The 21,504-nt window shown below is 44.7% G+C and carries 13 protein-coding genes and 3 rRNA genes; all 16 read right to left on the bottom strand.

All coding sequences use genetic code 11. From position 1 onward, the window contains the following. Positions 1–70: 70 nt before the first annotated feature. Complete coding sequence (pdxT, locus tag NYR53_RS00080) at positions 71–649, bottom strand: pyridoxal 5'-phosphate synthase glutaminase subunit PdxT (RefSeq protein WP_261303411.1); 579 nt, start codon at positions 647–649, stop codon at positions 71–73. Beyond that, positions 649–1,530, bottom strand: coding sequence for a pyridoxal 5'-phosphate synthase lyase subunit PdxS (gene pdxS / locus NYR53_RS00075; protein WP_261303410.1), 882 nt, complete (start codon positions 1,528–1,530; stop codon positions 649–651). Before pdxS ends, pdxT begins: the two co-directional genes overlap by 1 nt. Before the next feature lie 121 nt (positions 1,531–1,651). Beyond that, positions 1,652–3,007, bottom strand: coding sequence for a D-alanyl-D-alanine carboxypeptidase family protein (locus NYR53_RS00070; protein ID WP_261303409.1), 1,356 nt, complete (start codon positions 3,005–3,007; stop codon positions 1,652–1,654). A gap of 155 nt (positions 3,008–3,162) precedes the next feature. Further along, positions 3,163–4,620 carry an IMP dehydrogenase gene (gene guaB, locus NYR53_RS00065; RefSeq protein ID WP_261303408.1) on the bottom strand — a complete coding sequence of 486 codons (1,458 nt, stop codon included), beginning with the start codon at positions 4,618–4,620 and terminating at the stop codon, positions 3,163–3,165. A 164-nt stretch (positions 4,621–4,784) separates the two neighbouring features. Beyond that, complete coding sequence (locus NYR53_RS00060; RefSeq protein ID WP_261303407.1) at positions 4,785–5,987, bottom strand: putative glycoside hydrolase; 1,203 nt, start codon at positions 5,985–5,987, stop codon at positions 4,785–4,787. 104 nt (positions 5,988–6,091) lie between these two features. Next, positions 6,092–6,208, bottom strand: a 5S ribosomal RNA gene (gene rrf, locus NYR53_RS00055). A 72-nt stretch (positions 6,209–6,280) separates the two neighbouring features. After that, positions 6,281–9,198: ribosomal RNA gene (locus NYR53_RS00050) — 23S ribosomal RNA — on the bottom strand. A gap of 196 nt (positions 9,199–9,394) precedes the next feature. Beyond that, positions 9,395–10,936: ribosomal RNA gene (locus NYR53_RS00045) — 16S ribosomal RNA — on the bottom strand. The 16S, 23S and 5S rRNA genes sit together here, the layout of an rRNA operon. A 498-nt stretch (positions 10,937–11,434) precedes the next feature. After that, positions 11,435–12,502: an HD-GYP domain-containing protein gene (locus NYR53_RS00040; RefSeq protein WP_261306618.1), complete on the bottom strand. Its 1,068-nt coding sequence runs from the start codon at positions 12,500–12,502 to the stop codon at positions 11,435–11,437. A gap of 81 nt (positions 12,503–12,583) precedes the next feature. Next, the gene (gyrA, locus tag NYR53_RS00035) at positions 12,584–15,073 is read right to left on the bottom strand and encodes a DNA gyrase subunit A (protein ID WP_261303406.1); all 2,490 of its coding nucleotides are present in this window, start codon (positions 15,071–15,073) and stop codon (positions 12,584–12,586) included. A gap of 46 nt (positions 15,074–15,119) precedes the next feature. Next, positions 15,120–17,036 (bottom strand): DNA topoisomerase (ATP-hydrolyzing) subunit B, encoded by a 1,917-nt coding sequence (gene gyrB / locus NYR53_RS00030; RefSeq protein ID WP_261303405.1) that lies wholly within the window; start codon positions 17,034–17,036, stop codon positions 15,120–15,122. Between the two features lie 152 nt (positions 17,037–17,188). Next, entirely contained in the window at positions 17,189–17,437 is a 249-nt protein-coding gene (gene remB / locus NYR53_RS00025) for an extracellular matrix regulator RemB (protein WP_047683999.1), read from the bottom strand. 5 nt (positions 17,438–17,442) lie between these two features. Then, a complete protein-coding gene (gene recF, locus NYR53_RS00020) occupies positions 17,443–18,561 on the bottom strand; it encodes a DNA replication/repair protein RecF (protein ID WP_261303404.1) in 1,119 nt (372 codons plus the stop codon). Between the two features lie 28 nt (positions 18,562–18,589). Then, on the bottom strand, positions 18,590–18,805 hold the full coding sequence (gene yaaA, locus NYR53_RS00015) for a S4 domain-containing protein YaaA (RefSeq protein WP_029196165.1): 216 nt from the start codon (positions 18,803–18,805) through the stop codon (positions 18,590–18,592). A 12-nt stretch (positions 18,806–18,817) separates the two neighbouring features. Then, positions 18,818–19,960: a DNA polymerase III subunit beta gene (gene dnaN / locus NYR53_RS00010; RefSeq protein ID WP_261303403.1), complete on the bottom strand. Its 1,143-nt coding sequence runs from the start codon at positions 19,958–19,960 to the stop codon at positions 18,818–18,820. A gap of 179 nt (positions 19,961–20,139) precedes the next feature. Next, entirely contained in the window at positions 20,140–21,504 is a 1,365-nt protein-coding gene (gene dnaA, locus NYR53_RS00005; protein ID WP_261303402.1) for a chromosomal replication initiator protein DnaA, read from the bottom strand.

Genomic DNA, 21,504 nt, shown 5'->3' with positions numbered 1-21,504 from the left:
TGGTTGGAATATGGAAGCAAGCACCTTTACCGGCGATAATCCGGTGATATCAAGGTGCTTGTACCATCAATTATGCTTGTCTTTGCTTTACCATGTCTAAGAAATAGCTGTGCAGACGGAAGTCGTCTGTCAGCTCTGGGTGGAACGACGCGGCAAGAAGGTGCCCTTGCTGCGCTGCAACGATCTGACCGTCATACGTAGCCAGTACATCTACCCCCGGTCCCACCTTCTCGATGAGTGGGGCCCGAATAAAGACCGCGCGAACGTTCTCGTCGATGCCTTTAATCGGCAAGTCCGTCTCAAAGCTTTCGCGCTGACGACCGAACGCGTTGCGAGCCACCGTAATATCCATCAGCTCAAGGTGAGCTTCCGGCTGTCCGGTGATCTCTTTCGCGATGACAATCAACCCCGCGCAGGTGCCGAAAATCGGCTTGCCCGCGGCGGAAAATTCCTGAAGCGCATCAATGAAACCATAGGTGCGCATTAACTTGCCTATTGTCGTACTCTCTCCGCCAGGTAAAATAATCCCATCAAGATCAGCTAGCTGCTCAGTTCGTTTGACAACGACGCCTTCGGCGCCAGCTTTCTCAATCCCACGAATATGTTCTGCTACCGCGCCTTGCAGCGCGAGAACTCCGATCTTCGTCATTACCAGCCGCGCTCCTGCATACGCTCGGAAGCTTGCAGCTTGGAAATTTCGATTCCCTTCATAGGGGCACCTAGGTTTTTGGAGATTTCTGCAATCAATTTATAGTCTGTGTAGTGAGTTACGGCTTCAACAATTGCTTTCGCGAATTTCTCAGGATTGTCTGATTTGAAAATACCTGACCCAACAAATACACCGTCAGAACCAAGGTGCATCATTAGCGCTGCGTCTGCAGGTGTGGAAACACCGCCAGCTGCGAAGTTAACAACAGGCAATTTACCTGTTTCGTGAACTTGTAGAAGCAACTCATAAGGAGCGCCTAGTGTTTTCGCTTCAAACATCAATTCATCCTTGGACATTCCTTGGATTTTGCGAATTTGACCTTGAATTGTACGCATGTGACGCACAGCTTCAACGATGTTACCAGTTCCTGGCTCACCTTTGGTACGAAGCATGGAAGCACCTTCACCGATACGACGCAAAGCTTCACCAAGATCGCGGCAACCACATACAAAAGGAACCGTGAAATCACGTTTGTTGATGTGGAATACCTCATCCGCAGGTGTAAGTACTTCACTCTCATCGATATAGTCAACGCCTAGGGATTCAAGAACTTTCGCTTCAACGAAGTGTCCAATTCTTGCTTTCGCCATGACTGGAATGGATACGACTTTCATCACATCTTCAACAATTGAAGGGTCCGCCATACGGGATACGCCGCCAGCCGCACGAATGTCAGCGGGTACGCGCTCAAGCGCCATAATAGCGGATGCGCCAGCTGCTTCTGCAATTTTAGCTTGCTCAGCGTTCATAACGTCCATGATGACGCCGCCTTTTTGCATTTCGGCCATACCAGTTTTAACGCGGGAAGTTCCTGTTTCCATTCTTTATTTCCTCCTATAGCTTGTATGCCAATTTCATGCAGTTTCCTACACGATTCGATAGTAAATCTTCTAAACAATTATTTTACATGAAGGAGGGTTAATATACAACCCATTTTCTGGTCTAGGAGCCGCCTTTAATCCCTTTAAACATATCGCTGAAGAAGTTTTTGAAGGAGCGGAACAAGAGACGAATCCAGCTGCCTTTTTGTACATCATCATTGGCGATTAGATCAACCGTTTTTTCTTGTCCATTGTAGCTTACCTTCACTTTGCCTAGCGTGTCGCCCTTCGCAATAGGTGCTACGAGCTTGCTCTCTTCAAGCGGCTCTGCCGTAAGTTTAAAGTCTGTATCCTTTGCACCTTTTCTTGTCACGAACGTCATACCCGTTTTGGTTACGAGAGGCACTTGAGTTTGAACGCCTTTCTTAATGTTTACGATTTTCAAAGAATCTATTTCTTGCTTCGCATTCAGGAACGGTTTAATTTCGAAATTATTGAATCCGTAATCGAGCAGCTTTCTCGTTTCGTTGAAACGCTCCGGTTCTGTTTTGGTGCCCATGACTACAGTGATAAGACGCATTCCGTTTCGTTCAGCAGTCCCTGTAAAACAGTATCCTGCATCATCCGTAGAACCTGTTTTCAAACCGTCTAGTCCTTGATACGCATACTTTTTTAAATTGACATTGCTCTGATTTCCTTCTAACATCCAGTTCCAATTGATCATTGGCGTTTTATCCGTAGCTCTTAGCTTTAATGACGGAATTTTCGTAAATTCAAGAATTTCTTTATGATCTTTTAGGATGTTGTAGGCAAGAATGCCGGCATCTCGCGCAGTCATTTTGGTCTCACCCTCAATAGATGCAGGCGGATTTTTGAGATCAGCACGTGAAAGTCCAGTTGCACTAATAAAGTGAGCTTTGTCTGACATCCCAAGTTGCTTCGCTTTTTCATTCATCATTTTTGCAAAATTTTCTTCCGTACCGCCGATTAATTCAGCAAAAGCAACGGAGGCGTCATTCGCGGAGTAGATGGACATCGCATTAAACATATCTTTGAAAGTCAGTGTTTCATTTTCAGCGATCAGTTGTCCAGAACCAATCACGTCCGCAGCATTTTTGCTTGCTGTCACTTGCGAATCCCATTTGAATTTACCTTCTTTAATACTCTCCATCGCCAGATACTCGGTCATCATTTTCGCCATACTGGCTGGCGGGAAAGCTTCATCCGCATTTAATTCATAGAGCACAGCTCCTGTGCTTGCTTCCATAATAATCGCAGATTTAGCTGCCGGTTTAGGTTCATTGAGTGCTGGCGTTGGGGCTGTTGAGGCCGCTGGGGCTACTGGTGCAGTCGTGGCTGCTGGTGCTTTGGTATCCGCGGCATATGTTGGTTGTATATGTAAAAGTAAGGATTGAGCAATTAAACTAACACCTAACACCAAAGCAACCTTTTTCTTAGTAAAACTTAAAAATCTCACAATTTCACTCTCCCTAGTGATGTAATAACACGTTATATTGTACCACACCCCATTAGACAAAAAAAAGAAGACGTAGGTTCATTTCCCACGCCTCCAAATTCATCCATATTATGACAATATATAGGGATCTTTTAGCGGAGCTAAAAGTCTCTCATCTACAACGAGTAATTAGGTGCTTCTTTGGTAATTTGAATATCATGCGGATGACTTTCTTTTAAACCTGCACCCGTAATTCGAATAAACTGGGTATCATGAATAAGTTCTTGAATATTGCGAGCACCACAGTACCCCATACCTGAACGAAGACCGCCTACTAGTTGATACACGGTATCCGCCATAGGCCCTTTATACGCTACACGACCCTCGATACCCTCAGGAACAAGCTTGCTCTCGTTCTCTTGGAAATAACGGTCCTTGCTGCCTTCCTTCATCGCCCCTAAAGAGCCCATACCCCGATACACCTTAAATTTACGCCCTTGGAAAATTTCTGATTCACCAGGACTCTCATCCGTTCCAGCAAAAAGACTACCGATCATTACCGCACTAGCCCCAGCCGCGATCGCTTTGACAACATCACCGGAGTACTTGATTCCGCCATCTGCGATAATAGGGACTCCAAACTCTGCTGCAGCTTGCGCACAATCATAGATAGCTGTAATTTGAGGAACACCAATCCCTGCAATAACCCTTGTTGTACAAATGGATCCAGGCCCAATACCAACCTTCACCATGGATGCTCCAGCCTTAATGAGGTCACGTGTACCGTCACCAGTGGCTACGTTTCCTGCGATGATAGGCAGCTCTGGATATTGTGCTCTAAGCTTTTTCACAGTTTCTGCAATATTAATATGATGACCATGCGCAGAATCTACGACAATCACGTCAATGCCTGCTTTAACAAGTGCTGCAGCTCTCTCCAGAACATCCTTAGCAACACCTACAGCTGCGCCTACGAGTAAGCGACCCTGTGCATCCTTAGCGGAGTTAGGGAACTGAATGGCCTTCTCTATATCCTTAATCGTAATTAAACCTTTAAGCTCAAAATTTTCATCAACCAAAGGAAGCTTCTCAATTTTATGCTTTTGAAGTATGCCCTCCGCTTGCTGAAGCGTGGTCCCTACAGGTGCCGTAACCAGATCTTCCTGCGTCATTACTTCTTTGATTTTGATGGAATAATCATGTACAAAACGCAAGTCGCGATTCGTTAAAATCCCCACCAGCTTGTTCGCTTCATTCACAATCGGCACACCAGATATGCGGTATTTCGCCATCAACTCTTCTGCGTCATAAACATGATGCTCCGGTGTAAGTGAGAAAGGATTGGTGATAACGCCACTCTCTGATCTCTTAACACGGTCAACATGCTCTGCTTGAAGCTCAATGGTCATATTCTTATGGATAATCCCGATACCGCCTTCTCGTGCCATTGCAATCGCAAGCGCTGATTCCGTAACAGTATCCATTGCAGAGCTAATAAACGGGATATTTAATTTCACATGAGGCGCGAGCACGGTTGAAACGTCGATCTCCTTACCGAACACTTCTGACTTTCTCGGCACCAACAATACATCATCAAACGTTAAGCCTTCCTTGCCAAACTTGTCTTCCCTCACAACACGTATTCCTCCTTAGAGCTCTCTATGAAAGAAAGCTTTGTTCGAATGAATCTTCTCATTCGTTTTGTTATATGATTGCAATCTTAACAAAAGCCTATTTTTCGTGTCAAGGGAAAGGACGCGTCTACCGGATAACCCTCTGCCCGAATAAGTCAATTCCGTTAACGATACGAATACGTGCTGCTCGAATTCCATAACAAAAATTGTTCCACACCTTGCTCCTTAGCTGCTTTAATTTGCTCTTTGACATCGATAGTCCCATATTTTTTATGAGGTTTCACCCAAGTAGCTGTAAAATCTTGATACCATGGTCTAATTTCTGCAATATGGCTATCCGACTTTGCTAAAAGCTGGTTCTTCCCATTTGCATCGCTGATCGCTTTACGAATAACAGCATAGGGCTGTAGATCGGGATTCTTAATCCCATATACCCCACTAGAATAATGAGAGGGATACAACATAGGTGAAATATAATGAACTTGCTTACTGATCATCGACCAATCTTGTCCAATACCCATATCATTATCAGACGAAGTTGTTAATCCAAAGACATCGGCAGATAAATAGGCTAGTCCACCCATTTGTTCTTTGGCTTTTTTGAGGAAATTCTCGATTACCTGCGCTTTCGTCCAATGATTAGGGTTTTCAAACTTGACCTCCTGATCCACTTTCTTGCCATTCTCAGGAAATCTCACATAGTCAAACTGAATTTCATCAAAACCTAATAAAGCTGCTTCCTTTGCAACTTGAATATTATAATCCCAAACTTGTTCCTTGTAGGGATCCACCCAAGCCGTTCCTTTACTATCCCTCCACACGTTACCCGTATGATTCGTCATTGCATAATTACTCTTCTTTATGCTTAAATAAGGATCTTTAAACACAACGACTCGCGCAATCGAATATATGTGCTTTTCCTTTAACCTTAGAAGCATGGCTTTCAGATCACGAATAATAACATGGCTATTAGCCCCTATCTCATTCACCAAAGGAATGGTCGATGGATATGTAACTTGTCCCGAATCGTTCTTAATATCGATAACCATCGCATTTAGATCGGTTTGATCCACTAGGTCGATCAGCTGCTCAAATTTATTGCCTACAGCTGACCAAGCAGATACGTAAATTCCTTTTACAACCTGCTTCTCAGGTCTTTGAGGCGTGTTCTTACCCTCATCTAAAGATAGTTGCTTCGCTTCTTTAATTGAGATAGGCAATGTCTTCCCTAAATTGTTTAAAGCACCTAACGGGTCTGTAGCATCCTTGATTGAATCCATCTTAGCTGAGCAGCCACTTACCATCTGTATCACTAAGAAACCAAGAAACAAAACACGCAAACTTCTCCTGTAGATCAATGCACCCATACCAATCCCTCCTCATAGGGCTAGTATGGTTTAATATGTCGTATTGTACTGATGTAAAAAAAGAGTCTTTCTGGAATTTCTTCCAAAAAGACTCTTTTGCATGTGCTTGGCAACGTTCTACTCTCCCAGAACCCTGCGGTTCAAGTACCATCGACGCTGGAGGGCTTAACGGTCGTGTTCGAGATGGGAACGCGTGGGTCCCCTCCGCCATCATCACCAAACAGTCAAAGCGTGGTTTGCGCCTTGAAAACTAGATACGAAACTTGCGTAAAGGTTTGAATTTCTTAGGTTTATTGGTTAAGCCCTCGACCGATTAGTATTCGTCAGCTGCATGCATTGCTGCACTTCCACCTCGAACCTATCAACCTCGTCGTCTACAAGGGGTCTTACATACTGGGAAATCTCATCTTGAGGGGGGCTTCGCGCTTAGATGCTTTCAGCGCTTATCCCCTCCGTACATAGCTACCCAGCGATGCCTCTGGCGAGACAACTGGTACACCAGCGGTACGTCCATCCCGGTCCTCTCGTACTAAGGACAGCTCCTCTCAAATTTCCTACGCCCGCGACAGATAGGGACCGAACTGTCTCACGACGTTCTGAACCCAGCTCGCGTACCGCTTTAATGGGCGAACAGCCCAACCCTTGGGACCTACTTCAGCCCCAGGATGCGATGAGCCGACATCGAGGTGCCAAACCTCCCCGTCGATGTGGACTCTTGGGGGAGATAAGCCTGTTATCCCCAGGGTAGCTTTTATCCGTTGAGCGATGGCCCTTCCATTCGGTACCACCGGATCACTAAGTCCGACTTTCGTCCCTGCTCGACTTGTAGGTCTCGCAGTCAAGCTCCCTTATGCCTTTGCACTCTGCGAATGATTTCCAACCATTCTGAGGGAACCTTTAAACGCCTCCGTTACATTTTAGGAGGCGACCGCCCCAGTCAAACTGCCCACCTGACACTGTCCCCATACCGGATTACGGTACCAGGTTAGAACTCCGATACGATCAGGGTGGTATCCCAACGGCGCCTCCACCCAAGCTGGCGCTCAGGCTTCAAAGGCTCCCACCTATCCTGTACAGATCGTACCAAAGTCCAATATCAAGCTGCAGTAAAGCTCCATGGGGTCTTTCCGTCTTGTCGCGGGTAACCTGCATCTTCACAGGTATTAAAATTTCACCGGATCTCTCGTTGAGACAGCGCCCAAGTCGTTACGCCATTCGTGCGGGTCAGAATTTACCTGACAAGGAATTTCGCTACCTTAGGACCGTTATAGTTACGGCCGCCGTTTACTGGGGCTTCAATTCATAGCTTCGGGTTTAACCCCTAACCACTCCTCTTAACCTTCCAGCACCGGGCAGGCGTCAGCCCGTATACTTCGCCTTGCGGCTTCGCACAGACCTGTGTTTTTGCTAAACAGTCGCTTGGGCCTTTTCACTGCGGCCCCCTCGGGCTATTCACCCTACCGAGGCACCCCTTCTCCCGAAGTTACGGGGTCATTTTGCCGAGTTCCTTAACGAGAGTTCTTCCGCGCGCCTTAGAATTCTCTTCTCACCCACCTGTGTCGGTTTGCGGTACGGGCACCTTCGCCTGGCTAGAAGCTTTTCTTGGCAGTGTGAACTCATGACCTTCGGTACTTAAAGTTTCCCTCCCCATCACAGCCCAGCCTTACGGTTAGCGGATTTGCCTACTAACCAGCCTCACTGCTTGGACGAGCATCCATCAGCTCGCGTCACTATCCTTCTGCGTCACTCCATCGCTCATAACGGCTACGGTGGTACAGGAATTTCCACCTGTTGTCCATCGACTACGCCTTTCGGCCTCGCCTTAGGTCCCGACTTACCCTGAGCGGACGAGCCTTCCTCAGGAACCCTTAGGTTTTCGGCGGATCAGATTCTCACTGATCTTTTCGTTACTTATACCGGCATTCTCACTTGTATGCGCTCCACCTGTCCTTACGGTCAGAATTCAACGTACATACAACGCTCCCCTACCCATGCACATACGTGCAAGCCATAGCTTCGGTGGCGTGTTTAGCCCCGTTACATTTTCGGCGCAGAGTCACTCGACCAGTGAGCTATTACGCACTCTTTCAATGGTGGCTGCTTCTAAGCCAACATCCTGGTTGTCTGTGCAACTCCACATCCTTTCCCACTTAACACACACTTGGGGACCTTAGCTGATGGTCTGGGCTGTTTCCCTTTTGACAATGGATCTTAGCACTCACTGTCTGACTCCCGGATTTAAGTTTGTGGCATTCAGAGTTTGACTGGACTTGGTAACCCTTGGCGGGCCCCGCACCCAATCAGTGCTTTACCTCCACAACTCCACATCCGAGGCTAGCCCTAAAGCTATTTCGGGGAGAACCAGCTATCTCCGAGTTCGATTGGAATTTCTCCGCTACCCCCACCTCATCCCCGCATTTTTCAACATGCGTGGGTTCGGGCCTCCAGTGAGTGTTACCTCACCTTCACCCTGGACAGGGGTAGATCACACGGTTTCGGGTCTACGTCCACGTACTCAAGCGCCCTATTCAGACTCGCTTTCGCTGCGGCTCCGCCTTTTCAGCTTAACCTCGCACGGGAACGTAACTCGCCGGTTCATTCTACAAAAGGCACGCCATCACCCATATAGAGGGCTCTGACTTCTTGTAAGCACACGGTTTCAGGTTCTTTTTCACTCCGCTTCCGCGGTGCTTTTCACCTTTCCCTCACGGTACTGCTTCACTATCGGTCACTAGGGAGTATTTAGCCTTGGCAGATGGTCCTGCCGGATTCCGACGGGGTTTCACGTGACCCGCCGTACTCAGGATACCTCTAGGGGTTTCGTTCGATTTAAGCTACAGGGCTTTTACCTTCTATGCCGGACCTTTCCAGATCTCTTCGCCTACCGAACTAACCCCATATCGAGGTCCTACAACCCCAAGGAGCAAGCTCCTTGGTTTGGGCTATTCCGCTTTCGCTCGCCGCTACTGACGGAATCACTTTTGTTTTCTTTTCCTCCAGGTACTTAGATGTTTCAGTTCCCTGGGTATGCCTCTACTATTGCTATGTATTCACAATAGAGTAACTGCGCATTACCACAGCTGGGTTCCCCCATTCGGACATCCCCGGATCAAAGCCTGCTTACGGCTCCCCGAGGCATTTCGTCGTTCGCCACGTCCTTCTTCGGCTCCTAGTGCCTAGGCATCCTCCGTGTGCTCTTTCTAGCTTAACCTAGAAAAAAACATTTGAAAATTTCGCAAGATCCGTAGATCATGCTACCTAAGTTCTTACTTTACGTTTTGTTTCGTTATCTAGTTTTCAAGGAACAAGTAGTTGAAGGTAAATTCATCCTTCAAAACTGAACACGAGTGAGTAAACGTTTTGTGCTTTCGCACTTGACTGGGTCTATCAGACCCGAGTCTCCATAGAAAGGAGGTGATCCAGCCGCACCTTCCGATACGGCTACCTTGTTACGACTTCACCCCAATCATCTACCCCACCTTCGGCGGCTGGCTCCCTTGCGGGTTACCCCACCGACTTCGGGTGTTGTAAACTCTCGTGGTGTGACGGGCGGTGTGTACAAGACCCGGGAACGTATTCACCGCGGCATGCTGATCCGCGATTACTAGCAATTCCGACTTCATGCAGGCGAGTTGCAGCCTGCAATCCGAACTGAGATCGGCTTATAAGGATTCGCTCCACCTCGCGGCTTCGCTTCCCGTTGTACCGACCATTGTAGTACGTGTGTAGCCCAGGTCATAAGGGGCATGATGATTTGACGTCATCCCCACCTTCCTCCGGTTTGTCACCGGCAGTCATCTTAGAGTGCCCACCCAAAGTGCTGGCAACTAAGATCAAGGGTTGCGCTCGTTGCGGGACTTAACCCAACATCTCACGACACGAGCTGACGACAACCATGCACCACCTGTCTCCTCTGTCCCGAAGGCCTACGATATCTCTACCGTATTCAGAGGGATGTCAAGACCTGGTAAGGTTCTTCGCGTTGCTTCGAATTAAACCACATACTCCACTGCTTGTGCGGGTCCCCGTCAATTCCTTTGAGTTTCACTCTTGCGAGCGTACTCCCCAGGCGGCATACTTACTGTGTTAACTTCGGCACCGAGGAATCGAATCCCCAACACCTAGTATGCATCGTTTACGGCGTGGACTACCAGGGTATCTAATCCTGTTTGCTCCCCACGCTTTCGCGCCTCAGCGTCAGTTATAGGCCAGAAAGTCGCCTTCGCCACTGGTGTTCCTCCACATCTCTACGCATTTCACCGCTACACGTGGAATTCCACTTTCCTCTCCTACACTCAAGTCAACCAGTTTTGGATGCGAACCGGGGTTGAGCCCCGGGCTTAAACACCCAACTTAATTGACCGCCTGCGCGCGCTTTACGCCCAATAATTCCGGACAACGCTTGCCCCCTACGTATTACCGCGGCTGCTGGCACGTAGTTAGCCGGGGCTTTCTTCTCCTATACCGTCACACAAAAGGCAGTTACTCCTCTTGCTGTTCGTCTAGGGCAACAGAGCTTTACGATCCGAAAACCTTCATCACTCACGCGGCGTTGCTCCGTCAGACTTGCGTCCATTGCGGAAGATTCCCTACTGCTGCCTCCCGTAGGAGTCTGGGCCGTGTCTCAGTCCCAGTGTGGCCGTTCACCCTCTCAGGTCGGCTACGCATCGTCGCCTTGGTGAGCCGTTACCTCACCAACTAGCTAATGCGCCGCAGGCCCATCTATAAGCCACAGATTGCTCCGTGTTTCATAATTCTCTCATGCGAGAAAACCAATTATCCGGTCTTAGCTATCGTTTCCGATAGTTATCCCGATCTTATAGGCAGGTTACCTACGTGTTACTCACCCGTCCGCCGCTAACTTATCCCGAAGGATAAATCCGCTCGACTTGCATGTATTAGGCACGCCGCCAGCGTTCGTCCTGAGCCAGGATCAAACTCTCCATAATAGAAAATCTATTTGAAAGCTTAATTGCTCATTTGCGTTGCTAGCGAGATTTTGCAATCTCTTTTTTGAACGATTTCTCGTTCGTGCTTACTCACTCGTTGTTCAGTTTTCAAAGATCAATTTCTTTCATTTTAATCCTTCGACCCTCAAAGGCGACTTGATTAATATACCACATCAGCCTATTCGATTGCAAGAACTTTTTTTATTTTCTTTCGTTCTTTCGTTCGACCGCCGAAGCGACAAGGAGTAATATAACAAATCTAAAAGCAGAATGCAAGCTTTTCTTTTCCACAATAGAAAGTATAAATTTCGATATTCCGAAACACGCTTTCTATTTGCCGATAAAACCTAATATAGGGATCTTTGCTTGGAGACCAAAGTCTCTCCTCTTTAAACGCGGTCGCTCATCCTTGAATGGCCTCGAGAGAGGTTTTCTCATCATTTCTTAATAATAAAGAAAAACCCCCTACACAGGGGGCAACATTACTCTCTATGACTTTTAAATATGACCAATAACATCTTGAATGAATAGACTTCTTTCTAATGTTAAATTTACAATCGTTCCATTAACGTTAATCCAAGGTCTAGTAGGATGAGAGCGATCGGAGAAAATAATTTCACCTACACGGTTATCACTTAGTTTTACGATTGTTCCATTGCTGATTTGAGTGGACTTGTTCATAAATACTTGAACCAGGGTTGGATCTACTTTACCGAATGATTCTGTAAAGAGCTGCTCTAATACAACATACGGCGATAAAGCCGTTTTATAATACCGTTCATTGGTCATGGCGTTATAAATATCAGCAATCGCTACTATTTTGGCATACATGTGAATCTTATCACCTTTAACTCCTAAAGGATAACCAGATCCATCCTCACGTTCATGATGCTGAATAGCTGTTAATTTAACACCTTCGTTGATACCGGAAATATTTTTAAGAATCTGATACCCGATTAACGTGTGCTGTTTAATCTCGTCCATTTCGGATGCTGTTAGAGCACTCTTCTTTTCAAGAATAGCAGGATCAACTTTGGCAATACCAATGTCATGTAAAAGACCGGCTAAGGCAATTTGCATCAAATCTTTCTGAGGAAGACCATGCCATCTAGCTAATGAATAAGCAGTTAAGCTGACCTGAATACTTTTGTGATAGATATAATCTTGCAAAATGCGATTCTTCGGTGTGAAGGTAAGTACTTTATAGGCATCAATATGTTGAATGAGAGCTTCAAGACCGTTTCGTAGATCTAAGATGGGAAGCGGTTGTCCACCATTAGCGAGATAAAAGACTCGTTTAAGCAGTTTCAACATATTCTGATATTCCAAATAAAAAGGATGAACGGTTGCAACTTCATTCTGTTTTGTTTCTTCACTCGTGGCTTCGGGTTCAATACCATTCTTAGATTCAATAAAGACAGATGAAATGAGAAATGCTTTTAGAATCTCAACGTCTCTTTCATTAATGACTTTTCCTTTGTTGAAAAGTACATTACCCAATTTCGTTATTACATTATCGCCTAATCTTTCACCATATTTTAATTGAGAAACGGCTACTGTCGGCACAATCATTCACTCACCTTAATTTTTCGTATACTTCTTATTGTAAAGTAAAAGGGATGGGTTTGTAAGCCCCATCCCGACATTTTATTCTTCTGTATCCGTTACTTCTGTTTCTTCCCAATCGCCGTCTTCCTCATTCTCGCTTTGCTCTTCATTTTTCTGAACGCGAGCTAAGGTTCCAACTTCATCGTCTTCACGAATATTGATTAAGCGTACACCCTGCGTGTTACGACCCATCATCGAAATCCCGTCCATACTTGTACGAATAACAGTACCCGACGCTGTAATAATCATAAGATCCTCATCATTTTGCACCACTTTAAGACCGACAATAGGGCCGTTCTTATCTGTGACGTTCAAGGTCTTAATCCCTTTACCGCCGCGTGTCTGGATCCGATATTCAGAAACAGGCGTTCTCTTACCAAAACCTTTGGTCGTTACAATGAGTACACTATTATCTTCATGGACTACGTCCATATCAATAACCGTATCTTCAGGATCCAGGTGTATACCTTTAACCCCAGTAGCAGACCTACCCATGGAACGAACATCTTGTTCAGGGAAATGGATGGACATGCCGAGCTTGGTTCCCATAATAATACCTTGGTTGCCGTCAGTCAGTTTAACACCAATGAGATCATCATCTTCCCGTAAATTAATAGCGATTAATCCACCTTTACGAATATTTGAATAATCATCGATCGGAGTCTTCTTCACAACACCTTGCTTCGTTGCAAAGAATAGGTATTGCTCGGTTTCAAAGCTTTCTACCGGAATCACCGCGTTAATCGTCTCACCTTGCTCGATCTGGATTAAGTTAATGATTGGTGTTCCACGAGCCGTCCGGCTCAGATCCGGAATCTCATAAGCTTTCAGACGGTACACTTTTCCTTTATTCGTAAAGAACATCAGATAGTGATGCGTATTCGTCACGAACAAATGTTCGACGAAGTCATCGTCCTTGGTATCCATTCCGACAATGCCACGTCCACCACGCTTCTGGTTCCGATACGTCGTAACCGGAAGACGCTTAATGTAACCCGTATGCGTAATCGTGATAACGACATCTTCACGCGGGATGAGGTCTTCATCTTCGATGCTTTCCTCACCAACCGTAATTTCGGAACGTCGCTCATCGCCGAATTTCTCTTTAATTTCATTCAATTCTTCGCTAATGATCGCTAGAATCAGCTTCTCATCGGCAAGAATTGCTTTAAGCTCAGCGATTTTCTTCATAAGTTCAGCATACTCAGCTTCGATCTTCTCACGTTCTAAGCCTGTTAAACGCTGTAGACGCATATCGAGAATAGCTTGAGCTTGATCGAGACTCAAATTAAACGTAGTCATGAGCCCTTCTCTAGCTTCTTCCGTTGTACGGGAAGCACGAATCAAGGCAATAACTTGGTCCAAATGATCAAGTGCGATGCGCAAGCCTTCCAAAATGTGAGCGCGCGCTTCCGCTTTGCGTAAATCATACTCTGTTCTACGGCGAATAACCTCTTGCTGATGCTTGAGATAATAGTGCAGCATCTCGCGAAGATTTAGAACTCTTGGTTCGCCGTTGACGAGTGCAAGCATAATAATACCAAAGTTCGATTGCATGGCCGTATGTTTGAACAAGTTATTCAGAACAACATGCGGATTAACGTCACGACGAAGCTCGATAACAACTCGCATACCATTACGGTCGGATTCATCTCGAAGGTCCGTGATACCATCAATCTTTTTCTCACGAACAAGTTCCGCAATTTTCTCAACTAATCTAGCTTTATTTACTTGATATGGCAGCTCATTAACAATGATTCTAGCTTTATTATTGTTTTCTTCAATAACTGTTCTAGCACGCATTGTAACAGAACCTCTGCCTGTTTGATAGGCTGAACGAATCCCTTCACGGCCTAAAATAAAGCCAGCTGTAGGGAAATCCGGTCCTTTAATCACTTGCATCAATTCAAGCGGTGTTACATCCGGATTTGCTATCATCATTTGGATACCTTCGATTACCTCACGAAGGTTATGCGGCGGAATATTGGTAGCCATTCCTACCGCAATCCCCGAACTCCCGTTTACGAGCAAGTTCGGAAAACGTGAAGGGAGAACAACTGGTTCCTGTTCTTCACCATCATAGTTAGGAGCATAGTCAATGGTCTCTTTGTTGATATCACGCAGGAGTTCCATCGCGATCTTCGACAAGCGAGCTTCGGTATAACGCATGGCCGCTGCCATATCCCCGTCGATCGATCCAAAGTTACCATGACCATCGACCAGCATATAACGAAGTGAGAAATCTTGCGCCATACGAACCATCGTCTCATAAACGGCTGAATCTCCGTGAGGATGGTACTTACCGATAACTTCACCGACGATTCTCGCTGATTTCTTATATGGTTTATCTGGAGACATCCCTAGCTCAGACATCGCGAATAAGATCCGTCGATGAACAGGCTTCAGACCGTCTCTTACATCTGGCAGTGCACGACTGACAATGATACTCATCGCATAGTCTAAGAAAGATGTACGCATTTCGGTAGAAATGTCAATTTCTTTGACTTGCGAATGTAATTCTTCGCTCATGAATGTTCCTCCTGAAAGCTTACATCGTTAGCAACGTCTAGGACGTTTAGATATCTAAATTTTTCACGTACTTCGCATGTTCCTCGATGAAATCTCTTCTAGGTTCTACGTTATCACCCATCAATGAATCAAAGAGCGTATCTGCTTCTATCGCATCTTCGATTGTCACTTGCAATAAGGTACGGCTTTCCGGATCCATCGTTGTTTCCCATAATTGTTCCGGATTCATTTCACCAAGTCCTTTATAACGCTGCACATTGACTTTGGCGCCTTCACCGAACTCCTGCATGATGGTTTCTCTTTGCCTTTCGTTATACGCATAGCGAATGGTTTTATTTCTCTCGAGCTTGAAGAGTGGAGGCTGTGCAATATACACATAACCGGATTCGATTAATTTTTTCATGTACCTGTAGAAGAAAGTAAGCAGAAGCGTACGAATGTGTGCTCCGTCAACGTCGGCATCAGTCATAATAATAATTTTGTGATAACGTGCTTTAGCGATATCGAAATCGTCACTGATCCCTGTACCAAAAGCTGTAATCATCGCACGAATTTCCGTATTGGATAGAATACGATCCAATCTAGCTTTCTCTACATTCAAAATTTTACCGCGAAGTGGAAGAATCGCTTGGAAGTGACGATCACGTCCTTGCTTAGCGGATCCGCCTGCAGAGTCACCTTCTACGATGTAAATCTCACTAATAGAAGCATCCTTGGATGAACAATCTGCTAGTTTACCTGGCAGCGCGCTTACTTCCAATGCGCTTTTACGACGAGTTAATTCTCTCGCTTTACGCGCAGCTTCCCTGGCTCTTGCCGCTTGAATCCCTTTTTCAAGAATCTTCTTCGCAATAGCAGGGTTTTCTTCCATAAATGTTTGCAGCTTCTCAGCAAATAAAGACTCTACAATACCACGGACTTCACTATTTCCTAGTTTGGTCTTCGTTTGACCCTCAAATTGAGGCTCAGGTATTTTCACGGAAATAATGGCAGCAAGACCCTCGCGCACATCATCCCCCGATAGGTTGGAGTCACTATCTTTCAACGAATTACTTTTGCGGGCATAGTCATTCAAGATCCGTGTTAGTGCACTTTTAAAACCGGACTCGTGAGTACCACCCTCATGTGTATTGATGTTATTCGCGAAGGAGTAAATATTTTCCGTATAGCTGTCGTTGTATTGAAGGGCAATCTCGATGGAGATATTATCCTTGGAACCTTCCACATAGATTGGCACCTCATTGACGACTTCACGGTTACGGTTCAAATGCTGAACGAAGGAAATGATTCCTCCTTCATACCTATGTGTATTGATCGTATCCGTACGTTCATCAATTAAATTAATCTCAATTCCTTTATTCAAGAAAGCGAGCTCGCGAATTCTGGATTGAAGAGTATCATAGTCATACTCTGTCGTTTCCTTGAAGATCTCCGGATCCGGCTGGAACGTAACCGTGGTGCCCGTTTCTTCGGTTTCACCTACGACTTTCACATCATATTGCGGCGTTCCGCGGCGGTATTCTTGTTGATGAATTTGGCCTTTATTCTTTACTTGCACAGTTAAGTGCTCAGACAGCGCATTAACCACGGAAATACCTACACCGTGCAGACCACCTGATACTTTGTAACCGGAATCCTCGCCACCGAATTTACCACCTGCGTGGAGCACGGTAAGTACAACTTCAAGTGTTGGTCTTTTCAGCTTGGCATTTTCCCCAACTGGAATTCCGCGCCCATTATCAATAACAGTAACACTATTATTTTTATGGACAATGACATCAATCTTTGTACAAAAGCCGGCCAAAGCTTCATCGATACTGTTATCGACAACTTCCCATACGAGATGATGAAGTCCACGGGCACTGGTTGAACCAATATACATACCCGGCCTTTTACGAACGGCCTCTAACCCTTCCAGAACCTGAATCTGACTGTCATCGTACGCATTTTGATTCACAGACATGTTAATCTTCACCTGCTTTTTTATAGTGAGAGAAAACCTCTATCGAAGTCATTCGAAAATAATCGACCACGCCTAGAGGACCGTATATTTGCCCTTAAGAAAGTGCTTTCGGATTGCCGAAATCTTATACTTTCTTAAGTGGGGAGAAAAGGTTAATTCGTTAACAATTGATGCGCTCTTTTCTTGAGCGTGGTAGAGGAAATTGGAGAATAATACACTTTACTCTTCGTAACAACGAGTGATTTGCAATCTTCTTCACCGATTTGCTCTGTTTTTTTATCTTTTAAAGCTTGCTGTATGAATTGTTTCGATATTTTGGAAGATTTCTCTATCGAGATATCGAAAATAGCAATCAGTTCGGATGCTCTAATAATTTTCTCTCCACCCAAATGAATAAACATGCTCCTCAGCTCCTGCCGCTTACATTTCCTTTCAAAACATGAAACACGGAAGCATGATCCAGTTGATCCAAATGGACACTCTCTAGACCTGTTGTTGTAATAAAAGTTTGGACTTTCTGCTGAAACGTACGGATCAGTTGTGTCTGCCTATACTCATCAAGCTCGGATAACACATCATCCAACAATAATAGGGGATACTCGCCAACTTCCTCATGAATGAGCTCTATTTCCGCAAGCTTAAGAGATAACGCTGTTGTTCGCTGTTGACCCTGTGATCCATACGTTTGGACTTCTTTGTCGTTGATGTAAAAAAGAAGATCGTCACGATGAGGGCCCACTAGCGTAACGCCTCTTCGGAATTCCTGATCTCTAACCAATGATAACTTTATCATAAATTGGTCTAATAAAACAGATTCATCTTCAAACGGTGTCATGTCAAAGGAAGGGGAATAGCGAATAAGAAGCTCCTCACTATCATTCGTAATCCCTCTATGGATCGTTTCCGCCCATTGTTGCAGCTTCTTAATAAAGCTTTGACGTTTTTTCATAATTTTAACACCATACTGTGCTAATTGTTCATTCCAAATGTCTAACATCGCGTCTGGCGTGGTTTTCCCCGGGAAAGATTGCTTTAAATAATTGTTCCGCTGCACCAATATTTTCTGATATTGCGATAAATCATGCAGATAGGAGGGTTGTACTTGGCCAATCTCCATATCGAGGAAACGCCTTCTAATACCAGGAGTTCCTTTGACGATCTCTAAGTCTTCCGGAGCAAACATGACCACATTCAAAGCACCGATAAAGTTACTAAGCTTCTTTTGTTCGAGGCCATTGATTTTCGCTTTTTTACCTTTGGTCGAAATGGAGAGATCCAGCTTACAGCTGCCGTATCGCTTCTGAATTTCTGCATGCAGCTGCGTTTGATCACCGTTCCAGCCAATTAATTCTTTATCCTGATGGGTGCGATGTGATTTCGTCATGGCCATTACATAGATTGATTCCAACAAATTAGTTTTGCCTTGGGCGTTAGGCCCTACGAATATATTCACATTGCTATCCGTTGTTAGCTCAATCTGGTCATAATTTCTGTAATGACTGAGTACGAGTCTGTTCAAAAACATGGGTGGCCATCCTCCTGGGTTAATCCGATCAGGAGCTAACGACTTCGAATTGTCCGAAACCCTCCACGGTTACCACATCTTGCGGCACGAGTTTCCGGCCTCTACGATTTTCAGCTTGTCCGTTCACTTCAATTTTTGTATCCACAACAAAAAATTTAGCTTGTCCACCTGTGGATATACAGTCCGATAATTTCAAAAACTGTCCAAGTGTAATATAAGCCGTATTTATGGGGATCTGTTTCATATAACGCACTCCTTAATTCGTTGTTCGATACGGCAAAATAAGCTGCAGAATGCTTGTTGAATCTTGTGGCTTCATGATGATTGGCTGCATAGCTCCAGTAAATCCGATGTGAATGAACTCGGAATCAAGAACTTTAAGCGCATCGAGCATATATTTGGAGTTAAATGAGATTTTGAGTAACTCACCAGCAATATGCTGCAGGTTAATTTGCTCCGTTACTTTCCCAAGTTCGGAAGAACTTGAAGAAATCTCAATCGTCTGGTCTTCAAGCATGATCATTTTAACAATGTTCGTCTTATCTTCTCTGGAAAGTAAGTAAGCACGGTCGATGGCATCAGCCAATTCTTTGGTGGGTACGACCATTTCGGTTTGAAAAGACTGCGGAATCAGCTTTGATGTATCTGGGTAAGTTCCGTCTAGAATACGAGAATAGAACAAAATCGAATGAATTTTGAATAAAACCTGATTGTCGGAAATAACTATATCTATAAGGGAATTTTGATCAGGCAAAATTTTGCTTAATTCGTTCAGAGTTCGTCCTGATATAACAATGTTAGGAAGCTGATGGGCATTATCATTATCAACCGTTACTTCTCTGCTAGCAAGTCGATGACGATCACAAGCAATAAATTTTAGTTTATCACCTGATATGTTCCAGAGCACACCTGTAAGAATAGGCGTCGACTCATTCGTTGAAACGGCATAAGAAGTTTGTTTAATCATCGTTTTGAGCAAATCACTCGGCAAACGAAGCATTTTACTTTCTTCGATTTCGGGCAGAAGCGGATATTCATCGGGATCAAGCCCCATGATTTGAATTTCTGAAGAACCAGAACGAATAATCGTTTGAAAATTATTTCTAACATCAATTTCGATTAACTGTGCAGGTAGTTTACGAATAATTTCGACGAAGAATTTCGCTGGAAGAACGACACTACCGGCTTGAAATAATTCAATAATTTTAATTTTATCATTTTCACTAGGGGTAAAGCTTTGAATGGAAATATCCGTATCGCTTGCTGTAAGGGTTACACCGCTTAAGGTTGCATCTATTTTGATCCCTGTAAGGATAGGTATGGTTGTTCGAGAGGATATGGCTTTGGAAACGTGACCAATGGATTCTATTAAATGGTCTTTTAGGATTGTTAATTTCATGATTTCACTCCTGTGGTTCTTTTTTTCGTTGCGTTAGCATAATCATTATATAATAACATTTTTTATTAGTAATAGCAGTAGGGGCTCTGGATATGTGGATATGTGGATGATTCTTATATAAATCAAGCCTATCCACATGTGAATAGATTGTGCATAGGCTTAACCAAAATGAAATGTTATCAAGAGGGGTTCTTAATACGCTCCGTCAGATTATGAACGATCTTGTAAAGATCCTGATCTACTTTTAATTGTTCTGATATTTTATCATGGGCATGGATAACCGTTGTATGGTCACGGCCACCAAAATTATCTCCGATTTTCGGCAAAGAGAAGTCCGTCAGCTCTCGTGCCAGGTACATCGCGACCTGTCTAGGGAATGCGACGGCTTTTGTTCGTTTACGAGCCTTGAAATCCTCTAGCTTCAAACCATAGAATTCTCCAACACGCTGCTGAATATCCTGTATCGTAATGACTCGTGGTCGATTCGACGGAATGATATCCTTCAATGCTTCGGCTGTTAGATGCACGCTAATGTCCTGATTAATAAGGGACGAGTAAGCAACTACTCGAATCAAAGCACCTTCAAGCTCTCGAATATTCGTATCGATTTGGTTCGCGATATAGATCATCGCTTCATTTGGAATCTCCAGATTCTCTGCTTTTGCTTTCTTACGGAGAATGGCAATGCGCGTTTCTAAATCTGGGGGTTGAATGTCTGTAATTAATCCCCACTCAAATCTAGAGCGTAACCGATCTTCCAGGGTTGGAATTTCTTTGGGCGGCCGGTCACTAGAGATAATAATTTGTTTGCCTTCTTCATGTAACGCATTAAACGTATGGAAAAACTCCTCTTGTGTACCTTCTTTACCAGCGAGGAATTGAATATCATCAATCAACAATACATCGATCGTTCTATATTTATTACGAAATCCTTCGCCGCGGTTATCACGGACCGCATTAATAAATTCATTCGTGAACTTCTCTGACGAAATATATAAAACACGTGCCCCTGGGTTATGTTCTAACACATAGTGGCCGATAGCATGCATCAAATGGGTCTTTCCTAAACCAACTCCTCCATAAAGAAAGAGGGGATTATAAGCTTTAGCTGGCGCTTCGGCAACAGCCAGGGATGCAGCATGAGCGAATCGATTGCCGGATCCGATAACGAACGTATCAAAGGTATACCTAGCGTTCATCATATTGGTGAAATTTTCTTCCCCTGTAACAATCGCAGGACCTTTAGGCGGGAGAACAGTTGGTTGGACGGCTGTAGACTGAGATTTCTGTTCTTCCGTTTCAATGATGAATTTCACAGAAACCTGTTTCCCTGTAAAGTCATATATGGTTCCTTCAATTAGCTTGGTATAGCGGCTTTCGAGCCATTCCTGAGCAAAATTGTTGGGCGCACAAATAACGACAGTTGAATCATTAAATACTGTCGCTTTCGTTGATTTAAGCCAAGTGTCGAAGCTTGGTTTACTGAGTTTAGTTTGAATAATCGTTAAAATTTGCTGCCATAAGTCCGTAGAATGGCCTTCCAC

This window comes from Paenibacillus andongensis, assembly GCF_025369935.1.
Taxonomy (GTDB): domain Bacteria; phylum Bacillota; class Bacilli; order Paenibacillales; family NBRC-103111; genus Paenibacillus_E; species Paenibacillus_E andongensis.
Note: the sequence above shows the minus strand (reverse complement) of the source record. Positions and strands in the feature narration are given on the sequence as shown.

Bases quoted from the DNA above. Each gene is read 5' to 3' on its own strand.
- gyrA (WP_261303406.1), bottom strand. From the start codon at position 15,073: ATGAGCGAAGAATTACATTCGCAAGTCAAAGAAATTGACATTTCTACC.
- recF (WP_261303404.1), bottom strand. From the start codon at position 18,561: ATGTTTTTGAACAGACTCGTACTCAGTCATTACAGAAATTATGACCAG.
- NYR53_RS00060 (WP_261303407.1), bottom strand. From the start codon at position 5,987: ATGGGTGCATTGATCTACAGGAGAAGTTTGCGTGTTTTGTTTCTTGGT.
- remB (WP_047683999.1), bottom strand. From the start codon at position 17,437: ATGTTTATTCATTTGGGTGGAGAGAAAATTATTAGAGCATCCGAACTG.
- pdxS (WP_261303410.1), bottom strand. From the start codon at position 1,530: ATGGAAACAGGAACTTCCCGCGTTAAAACTGGTATGGCCGAAATGCAA.
- yaaA (WP_029196165.1), bottom strand. From the start codon at position 18,805: ATGAAACAGATCCCCATAAATACGGCTTATATTACACTTGGACAGTTT.
- gyrB (WP_261303405.1), bottom strand. From the start codon at position 17,036: ATGTCTGTGAATCAAAATGCGTACGATGACAGTCAGATTCAGGTTCTG.
- dnaN (WP_261303403.1), bottom strand. From the start codon at position 19,960: ATGAAATTAACAATCCTAAAAGACCATTTAATAGAATCCATTGGTCAC.
- pdxT (WP_261303411.1), bottom strand. From the start codon at position 649: ATGACGAAGATCGGAGTTCTCGCGCTGCAAGGCGCGGTAGCAGAACAT.